Genomic DNA, 13,606 nt, shown 5'->3' on the forward strand with positions numbered 1-13,606 from the left:
GTCACACTGGAAAAGATATGCAGGATATGAGCCTGACTGACCTGTTCATCAGCCTGACGAGCAGGATTGGTTTGAACTACGAGTTCTTGGCCTCTGGTTACGAGGCGCAGATATGGCGCGATGGTTTCGTCACCACGCTATATCTGATCGCCGTCCTGATACCCGTCAGCCTCATCGCGGGCGTGGCATTCGCCGCCTGCCTGACATCCGGGCGGCTGTGGCTTTCATCACCGGTTCGCGCTTTTGTGGAACTGACCCGCAACACACCGACGCTGGTGCAGTTGATGTTCAGCTTCCTCGTCCTGAATACCCTCGTTTCCAACTTGGTTGGCGGCACGCAGAACAATCCGCTCTCTCCCTTCTTCTGGGTTATCGTGGTGGTCGGCCTGCATATTGCAGCTCTGCATGCGGAAGCCATCCGCGCCGGCATCGAGGCGGTGCCGCCATCCACGGTCGAAACGGCACAAGCCATCGGCTTCAGCCGGTTCGAGATCCTGCGCTACGTGGAAATTCCGCTGGCCTTCCGTGCGTCGCTGCCGGCAATCATCAATAACCTCATCAACCTGGTGAAGCTGACCACGGTGGGAAATGCGATTGCCGTCAGCGAAATCACCTATGCCTCCATCATGGTCTGGACGCAACGCGACAACGTCGTCTCGCTGATGATCGTCATTCTCCTTTTCTTCAGCCTGATCAACTTTGCTGTCGCCCGCATCGGTTCGTGGGTGGAGCGACGGCTGGCTGTTCCAGGATATGGCCTATGACGGCGGCAACGATTTCCCAACCAGTCAGCCACCAGGTGCTACGCAATCTCGGCTTCCTCGCATTGCCACTGATCGTCCTTGTCTGGTCGTTGGCAGATCCGACGCTCGGCCGGGAGGTGGTGGAATGGATCCCCTATCTCGCCTCCGGCTTCGCTATGAATGTCGTGATCGCCGTACTTGCGATGGCGCTCGGCACCCTGGTTGGGGCGCTGTTTGGTATCCTGGAGCTGGTGCCCTATCGCATTGTCCGCTATCCCGTCGTCGCCTATGTCCAGCTGTTCCGAAATGCGCCGCATCTCGTGCTGATCTTCGCGACCACCTATGTCTTTCCCTTCGAAATTGTCGTCTTCGGTAATTATCTACCCTTTCCAGACTGGGTGAAGGCCGTGATTGGACTAGCCATTCCCGCTAGCGCCTATGTCGCAGAGATCACCCGTGGCGCGATCCTCTCCATACCCACGACCCAGTGGGAGGCGGCCAAAGGCCTCGGCTTTGCGCGCAGCGAGGCGTTGCGGTGGATCATCCTGCCGCAATGCCTGCGCCGCTCGCTGCCACCTTGGATGAATGTGGCGTCCTCAATCACCATGGGAACGGCGCTGGCCTCGCTAGTCGGAGTTCACGAACTTCTGCATGCCGCCACCGATGCAAGCACGGCAGTACGGCGGCTTGATTTCACGATCATCGCCTATCTCGTGGTCATGGCCGCCTTCTTCCTGCTCTGCTATCCGATTTCCCGCCTGACCAGACGCCTGGAAGGGCGCTTCAAGACGGCCTGAGGACCAAGAGATGACAAGCCCATCCGCCAATAACGCGATCGTCAAACTGGAAGACGTGCATCTGTCCTTCGGACATACGCAGGTGTTGAAGGGCATCGACCTCACCGTCAATAAGGGCGATGCCGTGTCTATCATCGGTCCGTCCGGTTCCGGCAAGTCCACCATCCTGCGCTGCATCAACGCGCTGGTCCAGCCGCAGAGCGGCAGAATCACGGTCGGCGGAACCCGGGTCGATCAATTGGTCCGGGAAAGCGAACGCATCGCCCTGCGCAAACGCGTCGGCATCGTCTTCCAGCAATATAACCTTTTCCCGCACTTGACCGTGCTGGACAACATCGTTCTGGCACCCGTCCGCATTCTCCGCATCGAACCGCGCACGGCGGAAAAGCTGGCTCGCGACCTGCTGGAAAAGGTGCGGCTTGCGGATAAAGCAAATGCCTATCCCGGCCAGCTCTCGGGCGGCCAGCAGCAACGTGTCGCCATTGCCCGCGCGCTTGCGATGAAACCGGAACTCGTCTTGTTTGACGAAGTGACTTCAGCGCTGGACCCGGAAACCGTCGGCGACGTCCTGTGGGTGATACGCGACCTGATACGCGATGGCATGACCAGCATTCTCGTCACGCATGAGATGCGCTTTGCCGAGGAGATCAGCGACACGGTCGTCTTCACCGAGAACGGCCGCATTATCGATCATGGTTCGCCGGAACAGATCTTCCACACAACCGAGAATCCGCGCATCCGCCAGTTCGTCGGGGGCCTGTCGGTGGGACGCGGCTCGCTGCGCGACGGCGAAGGAATCTGAAATGACTGCACCACTGACTACTGCCTTCGCAGAGGCGATCGTCCACTCGGCCCCTGGTCGCGATCCCGCTGCGATTGGAGCAGCCCGCACGGCGATCATCGATTTTCTCGCCTGCGCCATTGCCGGCGCCGGCGATCGCACCACCAGCCTTCTGGCTCAGGCCGTGGGCGCAGGGCTGGCGGGTAGTGCAATCCTCGTCGGGACGAGCCGCCGCACCGATCCGCTCGTCGCAAGCGTGGTCAACGGTTATGCAGGCCATGTGCTCGATTACGACGATGTCCATGCCAGCGTGCGCGGGCACCCGACGACCGTTATCATCCCGGCGCTCCTTGCCCTTGCTGCCGAGCGCAAGTTCACTGCAGGTGATCTGATCGCATCCTATGTCGTCGGGCTGGAGACGATGGCGCGCCTCGGCCTCTCGATCGGCTCAAAACACTATGAGAATGGCTTTCACGCCACCGCGACGCTCGGACCCGTCGGTGTTGCCGCGGCAATCGCACATCTGACCAAAGCCTCGGTGAAAGAAACCGCCGTTTCGCTAGGACTGGCGGCAACCCAGTCTTCCGGCCTGCGGCTGCAATTCGGTTATGATGCAAAGCCATTCCACGCTGGCATGGCGGCACGTTCGGGCCTTTTGGCAGCGCGCCTGGCTGCGGCAGGCTTCAGTGGCGCGCCCGACTTTCTCGACAATCCCATCGGTTTTCATTCCGCCTATGCCTTCGGCGCGGAACGTCTGGCTGTGCTGACGGAAAATTGGGGTGGGCCCTGGCAGATCATGGCACCGGGCCTCACGCTGAAGGCTTATCCCTGCTGTACGGCGAGCCATCCCGTCGCGTCCCTCGGCATCGAGCTTCACCGCGAAGGCCTCGCCGCTGACATGATCGAGACCATCATCTTCACCTATCCGCGCGGCGCCGATGCAGCGCTGGTGGCAACGAAGCCAATCAACGGCATCGAAGCGCGTTTCAGCCCGGAATACGTCTTTTCCGCTGCGCTCATCGATGGAGCGTTGCGACTGGACCATTTCGACGAGCAGCCAGTGGAACCGCGCCTGATGGCCCTCGCAAGCCTCGCGCGACGCCGGTATGACGAAAGCGCCCCGCACATGTCGAGCGATCCGACATCGCGTTTCGTTATCCTCGACCTCAAACTTCGTGACGGAAGTACCATAACGCGTCGCTTCGATGGCCTTCCGGGCGTGACGGATCCCACCGAAAAATTCCGTGACGCAACGGCGGGCAATCGTGCCTTCGCCGATATCCCACCCCTCGTTCGTACAATGCACAGCGCCGCCGATCTCGATCGGTTGCTGGCATTGCTCAACCAGGACGCCGCCTCAATCTGAACTGACGAAAGACTTGCCATGAGTGCCAAGCGACAAATCCACCTCGGCCTGTTTCTGCAAGGCGCCGGCCATCACGTATCAGGCTGGCGGCATCCGCATGCCGAGGCCGGCAGCGAGAATTTCGACCTGCTGCGGCGTGTCTCCCAGATTGCCGAGGCGGCAAAATTCGACATGGTGTTTCTTGCCGACGGGCTCACCAGCGGCGCCGACGCGCATCCTTCAACGATCGCCCGCTTCGAGCCACTGACGCTTCTTGCGGCGTTGGCGATGGTCACTGACAAGATCGGCCTGGCCGCCACTTCATCGACAACCTACGGCGAGCCCTATCACACCGCCCGTGCCTTTGCCTCGATCGATCACTTGAGCCACGGCCGCGCCGCCTGGAACATCGTCACCACGTCCTATGCCCGCACCGCGAATAACTTTTCGAAGTCGCATCCGGAGCATGACGAACGTTACGCCGTAGCTGAAGAATTCGTCGATGTGGTGCGCGGTCTCTGGGACAGCTGGGAAGACGACGCTTTCGTCAAGAACAAGCAGAATGGTGTCTACGCCGATCCCGCCAAGATGCATGTGCTAGATCACAACGGCAAGTATTTTTCCGTCAAGGGGCCGCTCAATATTCCACGTTCTCCGCAGGGGCATCCGGTCCTAATCCAGGCCGGTTCGTCCGGTCCCGGCCAGGATCTCGCAGCGCGCACCGCCGACGTGGTCTTCACCGCGCAGCAGAGCCTGGAAGAGGCACAGGGCTTCTACAGGAGCCTGAAGGAGCGCGTGGCCAAGTTCGGCCGACGCGCCGACGATGTCGCAGTTATGCCCGGCTTTCTGCCGGTCGTCGGCCGCACGGCGAAGGAGGCGGCCGACAAGCTCGCAGAACTCGACCAGTGGACTGATCTTAAGAGCGCTATGCCGCTGCTCGAAGAGCGCATCGGCCACAGCCTCGCCGGCTATGATCCGGATGGCCCGCTGCCCGACCTCCCGATCTCTGACCAGCTGCGCAGTCGCGCTGAGCTTCTAACGGCGCTGGCACGCCGAGAAAAACTGACGATCCGCCAGCTGGCGCTGCGAGTCGCTGCCGGCCGCGGTCATCATATTGTTCTCGGCACGCCAATCGAAATTGCCGACCGAATGCAGGAATGGTTCGACGGCCGCGCCGCTGATGGCTTCAACGTCATGCCACCCTTCTTCCCCGAAGGTCTGCAGGATTTCACGCAGTTGGTAGTGCCGATTATGCAGGAGCGCGGGCTATTTCGCACGGATTACAGCGGCGCAACGTTGCGGAATCATCTTGGCCTTGCGAGGCCGTAGCACGCTCCGACGGTTATTCGGGATAAGTAGAAGCTCCGTAACAAGCTGGACCATTTCGAGAGTATGTTGCGAGCCGATTGGTAGCACCTCATCAACGATGCTGGAAGGCCTGCAAATTAATGATCACTTCTCGCTGGGAAGGTTCCGCCCCACCCCTTTGGGCCGCAGTGGCTGGCCAGCATGTCTGCGTTCTGTTTAATGTATACCGCCGATTAAATCTTCCTGAAGCCTGCTGTGCTATGAGATAGCAGAACGGTAACCTGCCGTAGCTGATGGCGAGACACCCCGCATGACCCCATTTCTTGACCCGGATCTCACAGATCGTGCCTACATTGGCGCGACCGCTTACCATGCGATCAAGCGCTATTTTGCGCATGCTGAAGGACTACCTGCCACGTATGATTTCGAGCGTCGTTACCGTGCTTATCTTGGAGAAGCATTGGAAGCACCAAATCGGATAGTTTTTTCGCTGACCACAATGCGCTTCTTCGCAAGCCTGCAAAATGGCCATACCTCGTTCTGGGACGAAGGATTGGCGCAGCAGACCGGGCCGATGCCGTTTCGAATAAGACGAGTCGATGATCAGTGGACGATCGTAAGATCAAGGCTCGCGGAGCTTCATCCCGGTGATGTCGTGACCGTCGTCGACGGCAAACCCGTCGACGGTTGGCTTGAGACGGTGCGTGAATACATCGGCCAGTCCAGCCTGGCGGCACTCGACTGGATGACATGGCTCCGTCCATTTCTGTTGCCACGGCGTTTTACGATCGGCACGGATGACGGCAGGCAGGTGGCAATCGATTTGACCGAACCATCGACCGACCCGGAGCGCGGTGTTCTGCCCGCAACCGAAGTCGAAACCATCCACCGCCCAGACGGTGTGGCGGTGATCCGTATTCCGGGCTTTGACGATCCGAAATATGAGGAAGCTGCAGTTGGAGCCATTCGAGGCGTCGAGAATGCCGCTGCCATCCTCCTCGACCTGCGCGATAACAACGGCGGCGGCTCACCCGGCAACCTGCTGTCCGCCATCATGACCAACCCTTATCGCGGCACGTTGGTTTCCACCCCCCTGACGATCGCCGACTCCGATGCATCCAACTCGTTTAGCGGCAGCATTCCAGCGTTGTCCGCAACCATGATGAAATCTGGCTCGGATTTAACAATGCCCCTGCCGGACAGCTGGAAGGGGAAGATAGCCCTGCTTATCAATGGCGGCAGTGCTTCTGCCTGCGAGGATTTCGTTCTGCGTTTTAAGAATGGTAATCGAGGCCTCGTGGTCGGTGAACCTAGCTTCGGATCGACTGGACAGCCCTACCTCGTTAGATTCCCGGAATTCGGTATGTCGTTCAGGGTATCCACCAAGCGCGAGTATTTTCCCGATGGACGCCAGTTCGAAGGCGTGGGCATAACACCGGACGTATCGATCCCCTTGACACGAAACGAGCTGAGGAAAGGCACTGATAGCCAGCTCGAACTTGCGGCCAAGGCGGTATTGGCACAGTAACAGGCTATTCATCCGAAACTCGCCAGGAACGTCATCGTCGCTTCGCAGGACGCTACGGATTGACCATTCTATTCGCATGATAGGAGGTGTCGTGATCGTCCAAACGACGTTCGCAAATTTGGAGAAGAGGGTTGGAAGCTACACTGGCTTGAAGCTGCCGGAAGCCTTGGCCAATGGCGATCCGAACTCCTGAGGCAATTCGAGGCTGCCTAAAACCTTCTGTTAGTCAGCGTTGTGCGCAGCCGCCGCATTTGGATGTAGGAACTCCCGGCTTCCCGCCCTCTTCCCGTCCCTTCCGCAATGTTTTTGGTCGAAGAATATTTCGCGATCTCGTATTCGACGATGTCGACGCCGAGGCCCGGCGCATCGGGGACAATCAGCGCGCCGTTTTCGCAGACAGGAGGCGCCGAGATCACGTCATTGCGGCCCTTGCCAATCGTTTTCAACTCGCTCGATCATGAGCGCATTGGGGAGAGAGGCCATAGGATGAAGGGCCGCGAACTCCGCCACCGGCCCTAGCGATCCCGAATGCGGCGCTAGCATGGTACCATGTGCTTCAGCGATCGCGGCAATTTTCTTCATTTGGTTCAAGCCACCAGCCCGCCCGGTATCCGGTTGAATAACGTCAACTAGTTCGCGTTCGATGAGGTTCTTCATGCCCCACAGCGAACTCATCCTTTCGCCCGCCGCAAGCGGCACGCTTACATGCTGGCGAATTCGCGCGTACTGATCGACGAGTTCCGGCGCAATCGAGTCCTCAATGAAAAGCAGGTCGTATGGCTCGGATGTACCAGACTCGTTTAGCTTCGTGGAGGTCTGCAATGCGTGATTTGCAATCTTCCCGGCGTCGAAGACCTTTGTGATTGGACATCGCGTCACAACACATCTCCGTGAGCCGCTTCCAATTCAGCAAACGGCATGCCAATCTTCGCCTATGAAATTTCTAAGGGTCGCCCATTGCCTGATTTTGCTGATTCCCCTGCTCGCGGTCGCCATCGGCCCGATGAGCATCGGGTTGGCCAGTAGCGCCATGGCATCTTCTGGCTCGATGACAATGAAAGCAATGGCCAGCGCCATGCCGGGCATGCAGAGGGCTGAAGAGATGCCCTGTTGCCCCGAACGGCAACCTGTGAAGGTCGACTGCGGCAAGGGATGTCCCCTGGCTCTGGTCTGCACGACATCCATCTCCGGCCAAGCGCCAGACGCCCACGGCTGGTCCTTCGCCATCTCCTGGCAGTCCCACCGATACGACCTGATGCCCGCGTCGCAACTGACGTCGGCCCTCATCGAGCCACCGGCCAGACCCCCAAAAGTCTGATCTCAAACCATTCTTGAAACACGCCTGCGGCTCACGCCGGATGCACGAATGCGTCCGCTACGATCCGACGGCCATCAATTTTGCCCCGTGGACGCGATTTGGAAATCCGTCCCGAGAAGAGATCATGAACATGAACAAGACTTCCTTTTCAGCAGGAGCGATGCTCCTCGCCGGTGCCCTGCTTGCCGGATCTCCCGTCGTCTCCTTCGCAGCCGCACAGGACTACGAGTTCCAGCCGATTTCGGCCAACGTCAAGCAAGGCCAGGGATCGCCGGTCGCCGTTCGCCTAGTCGATAAGCGGACGGGCAAGCCCGTCCCCGACGCCGTCATCTTCACCACCCGCATGGACATGGCCCCGGAGGGCATGGAGATGATGACGACCCCGGTCGAGGCCGCAACCTCGAAGGAACCCGGTGTCTACGCCTTCAAGTCCGACTTCAGCATGGCGGGCGGTTGGCGCTTCAAGCTAGCCGCCAAGGTCCAGGGCGAGGCGGACACGATCGAGGGCGAAGTCGTGCTGAAGGCGGCCCCTTGAGCACGCCATCGCGTGTGGCAGCCACGCTCTCCCTCGCCGTGTTGCTCGGCGGGGGAGGCTATTGGGCTGGCACGAACAACCTGGCATCCGTCCTCGGTCTCAATCTGGCCGAGACGGCGATGGCCACGTCCGTGGCTGGTGGGCCCGCTCCAACGGGTGCTGTCATCTACTACCGCCATCCGGACGGCCTTCCGCAGTTCTCGGCGACGCCGAAGACCGCCGGCGACGGACGGCCGTTCGTCGCCGTGCATGCGAGCGAGGACGTCAGCTTCGACGACAAGGCGAAGGCATCCGCTGGCACTGCGGCCGCAGACGCATCCCCCGAGGTTTCGGCGTCGAAAGGTCGTATCCTCTACTACCGCAACCCGATGGGCCTGCCGGACACCTCGAAGGTGCCGAAGAAGGATTCCATGGGCATGGACTATATCCCGGTCTACGAAGGTGAGCAGTCCGACGCCTCCACCGTCAAGGTCTCGCTTGGCAAGCTGCAGCGCACGGGTGTGAAGACTGCGATCGCCGAGATGGCCAGCGTCGGCCGAAAGGTGCGCGTGCCGGGCACCGTGGCGCTCGACGAGCGCCTTGTCAGCATCATCTCGATGCGGACGGATTCATTCGTCGACGACGTCGCCAATGTCACGACGGGCGACCACATCGGCAAGGGCGAAAAGCTCTTCCGCTTCTATTCCAGGGAGATCGCCACCGCGGCATCCGAATACGCCGCCGGCCGCGACGGCTCGCGCGGCAGCGACGACACGGGATCGGCGCTGCGGCTGAAAAACCTCGGCGTGCCGCAGGAGATCATCGACGGCATCGCCCGGACACGGCAGGTTCCGACCAGCATGACCTACACCGCACCGCGCGACTGCATTGTGCTGGAGCGCATGGCGACCGCAGGCATGATGGCCAAGCCCGGCGACACCTTATTCCGTATCGCGGATACCTCCGACATGTGGGTGATCGCCGACGTTCCGGAATACGATCTTTCCTCCGTCGCCATTGGCAGGAAGGCCGATGTTACGGTCCGCAGCCTCCCCGGCAGGACCTTCCACGGCACCGTCGACCTCGTCTATCCGGAAGTGGACATGCAGACGCGCACGACGAAGGTCCGCATCGAGCTTCCCAATCCAGACGGCGTCTTGTTGGCCAACATGTATGCGGATGTCGAGATCGCGGCGGGCGTGCCGAACCCGGTCGTCGCCGTTCCCAACAGCGCCGTCGTGGACACCGGCGACCGCCAGGTCGTCTTCCTAGACAAGGGCGACGGGAAGTTCGAGCCGAAGGACGTCAAGCTCGGCGTCCGCGGCGACGACAGCACCGAGATCCGGCAGGGCATCGCCGCTGGCGACAAGATCGTCGTCTCCGCCAACTTCCTACTCGACGCCGAAAGCAACCTGAACTCGGCCCTCAGCGCAATGACCGAGGAGGCCAAGCCATGATCTCGCGTATCATCTCCTGGTCCGCCCATAATCTCGTGCTGATCTTCGTCGGCGCCGCGCTCGCAGTCGCCGGCGGCATCTACGCGCTGCGGTCACTGCCGCTCGACGCCATCCCCGATCTCTCCGACGTGCAGGTCATCGTCTATACCGACTATCCCGGGCAGGCCCCGCAGGTGGTCGAAGATCAGGTCACCTATCCGCTGACGACGTCGATGCTGACGGTGCCGAAGTCGAAAGTGGTGCGCGGCTTCTCCTTCTTTGGCGTCTCCTTCGTCTACGTCATTTTCGACGACGGCACCGATCCCTATTGGGCGCGCAGCCGCGTGCTGGAATATCTAAACGCCGCCCAGAGCCGTCTGCCGCAGGGCGTCACGCCGACGCTCGGTCCCGACGCCACCGGCGTCGGCTGGGTCTATGAATATGCCCTCGTCGCCAAGGAACTGTCGCTTGCTGAACTGCGGTCGCTGCAGGACTGGATCGTGCGCTTCGGCGTCTCCAAGTCGGAGGGTGTCGCCGAGGTCGCAAGCGTCGGCGGCTTCGTGAAGCAGTATTCCATCATCGTCGATCCCGCCCGCCTGAAGGCGCAGGGCGTGTCGCTCTCCGATGTCGCCAACGCCGTTCGCGCCAGCAACACCGACGTCGGCGGCCGCACGGTCGAGCTCTCCGAGTTCGAGTTTATGGTGCGCGGCCGCGGCTACCTGAAGGGCATTCCCGACATCGAGAACATCGTCCTGAAGAGCCAGAATGGCGTGCCGCTGCGCCTCGGCGACGTCGCCAGGGTCGAACTCGTCCCGGACGAGCGGCGCGGCATCACCGAACTGAACGGCGAAGGCGAGGTGGCGGGCGGCATCGTGCTGCAGCGCTTCGGAGCAAACGCGCTCACGGTCATCGACAACGCCAAGAAAAGCATGGACTCGATCAAGGGCAGCCTGCCGCCGGGCACAGAGGTGGTCCCGGTCTACGATCGCTCGACTCTGATCGAGGCGGCGATCGAAACCCTGAAGGGAACGCTGGTCGAGGAATCCATCGTCGTCGCGCTGGTGACCATCGCCTTCCTCCTGCATGTCCGCAGCGCGCTGGTCGCCATCGTCATGCTGCCCGTCGGCATCCTGATCGCCTTCATCGCCATGCGACTGCTCGGCCTCGGGGCGAACATCATGAGCCTCGGCGGCATCGCGATCGCCATCGGCGCGATGATCGACGCGGCGATCGTCATGATCGAGAACGCCCACAAGCATCTCGAACACGCGCCGCCGGACAAGCCGAGGATCGACATCCTCGTTGAGGCGGCGAGCGAGGTCGGCCCGGCACTGTTCTTCAGCCTGCTGATCATCACGGTGTCGTTCCTCCCGATCTTCACGCTGGAATCGCAGGAAGGACGGCTGTTCGGGCCGCTCGCCTTCACCAAGACCTTCTCGATGGCGGCGGCGGCGCTGCTGTCGGTGACCCTTGTCCCCGCCCTGATGGTCCTCTTCGTGCGCGGACATATCGTGCCCGAGCAGAAGAACCCCGTGAACCGTCTATTGATCTGGATCTACCGCCCGGTCATCTCCGGTGTCCTCAAGGTGAAGACGCTGACGATCCTAGCCGCCGTCGCGATCCTGGCGGCGACCGCCTGGCCGGCACAGCATATCGGCAGCGAGTTCATGCCCAATCTCGACGAGGGCACGCTGATGTACATGCCGACCACTTTGCCCGGCATCTCCGTCACGAAGGCGGCGGAGCTGATGCAGACGCAGGATCGTATCATCAAGTCGTTCCCGGAGGTCCAGAGTGTCTTCGGCAAGGCCGGCCGTGCATTGTCGGCCACCGACCCGGCGCCGACGGAAATGTTCGAAACGATCATCACGCTGAAGCCGAAATCGCAGTGGCGGCCGGGCGTAACTGTCGACAGCCTTAAGCAGGAAATGGACGCCGCCCTGCAGTTCCCCGGCGTCTCCAACGCTTGGACCATGCCCATCCGCGGCCGGATCGACATGCTCTCGACCGGGATCAGGACGCCTGTCGGGGTGAAGGTCTACGGTACCGATCTGACCGAAATGGAGAAGATCGCCCGCCAGATCGAGAACGTGCTGAAGACAATCCCCGGCACGTCGAGCGCTTATGCCGAACGGGTCATCGGCGGCTACTATCTCGACATCGTCCCCAACCGCACCGCGCTCGGCCGCTACGGCCTGACGATCAAGGATGTCCAGGATGTGGTCGGCATGGCGCTTGGCTCCGAGGTCGTGACCTCGACCGTCGAAGGTCGCGAGCGCTATGGCGTGGCCGTCCGCTATCCGAGAGCCTTCCGAAGCGATCCGCAGGCGATCGCAAGGGACGTGCAGATCTCGCTGCCGGGCGGCGGAACGGTACCGCTCGGTGAGGTGGCCGATGTCAAGCTGACGCGCGGAGCGACGACAATCCGCACCGAGAACGGCCAGCTTGCCGTCTACGTGTATGTCGACATCGCGGGCCGCGATCTTGGCGGCTATGTCGCCGAAGCCCAGCAGGCCGTCGCCAAGTCGGTGAGGATGCCACCCGGTTATTCCGTCGCCTGGAGCGGGCAGTTCGAATATCTCGAACGGGCCGAAGCGCGGCTTGCCGTCGTCGTTCCCCTGACACTGGCGCTGATCTTCCTGCTGCTCTACTTGAACTTTAAGCGGCTGACGGAGACTGTCATCGTCATGCTGTCGCTGCCCTTCGCGCTGGTCGGCGGCATCTGGCTGATGTGGTGGATGGAATTCAACGCCTCGGTCGCGGTCGCCGTCGGCTTCATCGCGCTTGCGGGCGTTGCAGCCGAGACAGGAGTGATCATGCTGATCTATCTCGACCACGCGATGAAGGAGCAGCGCGAGGCCTGCGAAAAAGAAGGCCGTTCCTTCTCGAAGCTGGATCTCAACCGGGCCATCATGGTTGGCGCGGTCGAGCGCGTCCGGCCGAAGATGATGACCGTCGTCGCCATCATGGCCGGTCTCGTTCCGATCCTCTGGCGGACTGGGACGGGCTCTGAGATCATGCAGCGCATCGCCGTGCCGATGATCGGCGGCATGGTGTCGTCGACGCTGCTGACGCTGATCGTCATCCCCGTGGTCTATGGACTGGTAAAGGGATGGCGGCTTTCGGAAACAGCCGCCCAGGGTGCGTTCGTCGATGATGATGAGCGCTGTCTCGATGCGGCCGAATAACATCAGGTTATCGAAGGAGGGTCGTGCTTAAGTGCGGCGACCCTCTTTTGTTTACTAACAGCCGCTCCGCTACACCGCTTCAAGAGAGCTTTTTCTTCTTCGCGGCTGTTATTGTCGCCTATATCAATCGTCACACCCGAGAGAGCCGTCATGAACACACTGCGGAGATATTGCGGCCCGCTTGTGATCGTATATCGGCCAAGCTGTCCAATCATGTGCGAGCGCCGACATTCGAATAGCCTTGTGCAGGAGGTTTGTCTGATTGATTTTGAAGCGCATTGGGCCTGCAATGCCTTTCCGGGCCGGCTCATCCGATACAACCTGCGCCCGGCCTCGATCTGCGTGACGGTTTGATCATCAGGCTACCGCTCCGCCGAGCGGCGATCACCAGCGATAGTAGCGGTGATGGCGGTGGTGGTGACGGTGCTTGTACCAACCGTGATGATGGCCGCGCCAGTAGTGGCTCCGATAGCTGCGATGCGATCTCCAGTGGTGATGCCGATGATGTCGTGGCCCGTGCCAATGGCGACGATGATGATAACGGACCGTTTGAACGGATGATTGGACCTCCGGCTTCGTCATGTTCGTCATCGGGGCTGCGACACAGCAGCACCCGCGCCGATCAACAGGCCGACACATAAAAGCGCG

General features: G+C 61.0%; 12 protein-coding genes. 9 read left to right on the top strand and 3 right to left on the bottom strand.

The features are described 5' to 3' along the window. The first annotated feature begins 17 nt into the window (after positions 1-17). The 6 genes from FBZ97_RS20080 (at position 18) to FBZ97_RS20105 (ending at position 6,502) form a co-directional block, all read left to right on the top strand. Positions 18-764 (top strand): amino acid ABC transporter permease, encoded by a 747-nt coding sequence (locus FBZ97_RS20080; RefSeq protein WP_145320997.1) that lies wholly within the window; start codon positions 18-20, stop codon positions 762-764. Beyond that, positions 761-1,540, top strand: a complete 780-nt coding sequence (locus FBZ97_RS20085) for an amino acid ABC transporter permease (protein WP_145320995.1) — start codon at positions 761-763, stop codon at positions 1,538-1,540. The genes FBZ97_RS20080 and FBZ97_RS20085 overlap by 4 nt, the downstream gene beginning before the upstream one ends. A 10-nt stretch (positions 1,541-1,550) precedes the next feature. Further along, positions 1,551-2,342 carry an amino acid ABC transporter ATP-binding protein gene (locus FBZ97_RS20090; protein WP_145320993.1) on the top strand — a complete coding sequence of 264 codons (792 nt, stop codon included), beginning with the start codon at positions 1,551-1,553 and terminating at the stop codon, positions 2,340-2,342. A gap of 1 nt (position 2,343) precedes the next feature. Beyond that, positions 2,344-3,687: an MmgE/PrpD family protein gene (locus FBZ97_RS20095; RefSeq protein WP_145320991.1), complete on the top strand. Its 1,344-nt coding sequence runs from the start codon at positions 2,344-2,346 to the stop codon at positions 3,685-3,687. Between the two features lie 18 nt (positions 3,688-3,705). Continuing rightward, a complete protein-coding gene (locus tag FBZ97_RS20100; RefSeq protein WP_145320989.1) occupies positions 3,706-4,995 on the top strand; it encodes an LLM class flavin-dependent oxidoreductase in 1,290 nt (429 codons plus the stop codon). Between the two features lie 289 nt (positions 4,996-5,284). Then, positions 5,285-6,502, top strand: a complete 1,218-nt coding sequence (locus tag FBZ97_RS20105; protein WP_145320988.1) for a S41 family peptidase — start codon at positions 5,285-5,287, stop codon at positions 6,500-6,502. Positions 6,503-6,711: 209 nt separating this feature from the next. Here FBZ97_RS20105 and FBZ97_RS34775 read toward each other — a convergent pair whose 3' ends face one another. The 3 genes from FBZ97_RS34775 to FBZ97_RS34480 all read right to left on the bottom strand — a co-directional run bounded on the left by FBZ97_RS34775 (position 6,712) and on the right by FBZ97_RS34480 (position 7,651). After that, positions 6,712-6,948 carry a hypothetical protein gene (locus FBZ97_RS34775; protein WP_246661809.1) on the bottom strand — a complete coding sequence of 79 codons (237 nt, stop codon included), beginning with the start codon at positions 6,946-6,948 and terminating at the stop codon, positions 6,712-6,714. Further along, positions 6,920-7,324, bottom strand: coding sequence for an enolase C-terminal domain-like protein (locus tag FBZ97_RS34780; RefSeq protein WP_246661810.1), 405 nt, complete (start codon positions 7,322-7,324; stop codon positions 6,920-6,922). The genes FBZ97_RS34775 and FBZ97_RS34780 overlap by 29 nt, the downstream gene beginning before the upstream one ends. A gap of 84 nt (positions 7,325-7,408) precedes the next feature. After that, complete coding sequence (locus FBZ97_RS34480; protein ID WP_186449519.1) at positions 7,409-7,651, bottom strand: hypothetical protein; 243 nt, start codon at positions 7,649-7,651, stop codon at positions 7,409-7,411. A 299-nt stretch (positions 7,652-7,950) separates the two neighbouring features. Between FBZ97_RS34480 and FBZ97_RS20120 the strand changes: the two genes are divergently transcribed. The 3 genes from FBZ97_RS20120 to FBZ97_RS20130 are packed head-to-tail and all read left to right on the top strand — an operon-like array spanning position 7,951 to position 12,958. After that, positions 7,951-8,355 (top strand): FixH family protein, encoded by a 405-nt coding sequence (locus FBZ97_RS20120; RefSeq protein WP_246661811.1) that lies wholly within the window; start codon positions 7,951-7,953, stop codon positions 8,353-8,355. Continuing rightward, positions 8,352-9,791: an efflux RND transporter periplasmic adaptor subunit gene (locus tag FBZ97_RS20125; RefSeq protein ID WP_246661812.1), complete on the top strand. Its 1,440-nt coding sequence runs from the start codon at positions 8,352-8,354 to the stop codon at positions 9,789-9,791. The genes FBZ97_RS20120 and FBZ97_RS20125 overlap by 4 nt, the downstream gene beginning before the upstream one ends. After that, entirely contained in the window at positions 9,788-12,958 is a 3,171-nt protein-coding gene (locus FBZ97_RS20130; RefSeq protein ID WP_145320984.1) for a CusA/CzcA family heavy metal efflux RND transporter, read from the top strand. The genes FBZ97_RS20125 and FBZ97_RS20130 overlap by 4 nt, the downstream gene beginning before the upstream one ends. Positions 12,959-13,606 lie beyond the last annotated feature (648 nt).

The organism is Rhizobium sp. ERR 942 (assembly GCF_007828395.1).
Classification (GTDB): Bacteria; Pseudomonadota; Alphaproteobacteria; order Rhizobiales; family Rhizobiaceae; genus Rhizobium; species Rhizobium dioscoreae.

Coding starts and splice junctions, on each gene's coding strand:
- FBZ97_RS20090 (WP_145320993.1), top strand. CDS start 1,551: ATGACAAGCCCATCCGCCAATAACGCGATCGTCAAACTGGAAGACGTG.
- FBZ97_RS20095 (WP_145320991.1), top strand. CDS start 2,344: ATGACTGCACCACTGACTACTGCCTTCGCAGAGGCGATCGTCCACTCG.
- FBZ97_RS20085 (WP_145320995.1), top strand. CDS start 761: ATGACGGCGGCAACGATTTCCCAACCAGTCAGCCACCAGGTGCTACGC.
- FBZ97_RS20130 (WP_145320984.1), top strand. CDS start 9,788: ATGATCTCGCGTATCATCTCCTGGTCCGCCCATAATCTCGTGCTGATC.
- FBZ97_RS20080 (WP_145320997.1), top strand. CDS start 18: ATGCAGGATATGAGCCTGACTGACCTGTTCATCAGCCTGACGAGCAGG.
- FBZ97_RS20120 (WP_246661811.1), top strand. CDS start 7,951: ATGAACAAGACTTCCTTTTCAGCAGGAGCGATGCTCCTCGCCGGTGCC.
- FBZ97_RS20105 (WP_145320988.1), top strand. CDS start 5,285: ATGACCCCATTTCTTGACCCGGATCTCACAGATCGTGCCTACATTGGC.
- FBZ97_RS20100 (WP_145320989.1), top strand. CDS start 3,706: ATGAGTGCCAAGCGACAAATCCACCTCGGCCTGTTTCTGCAAGGCGCC.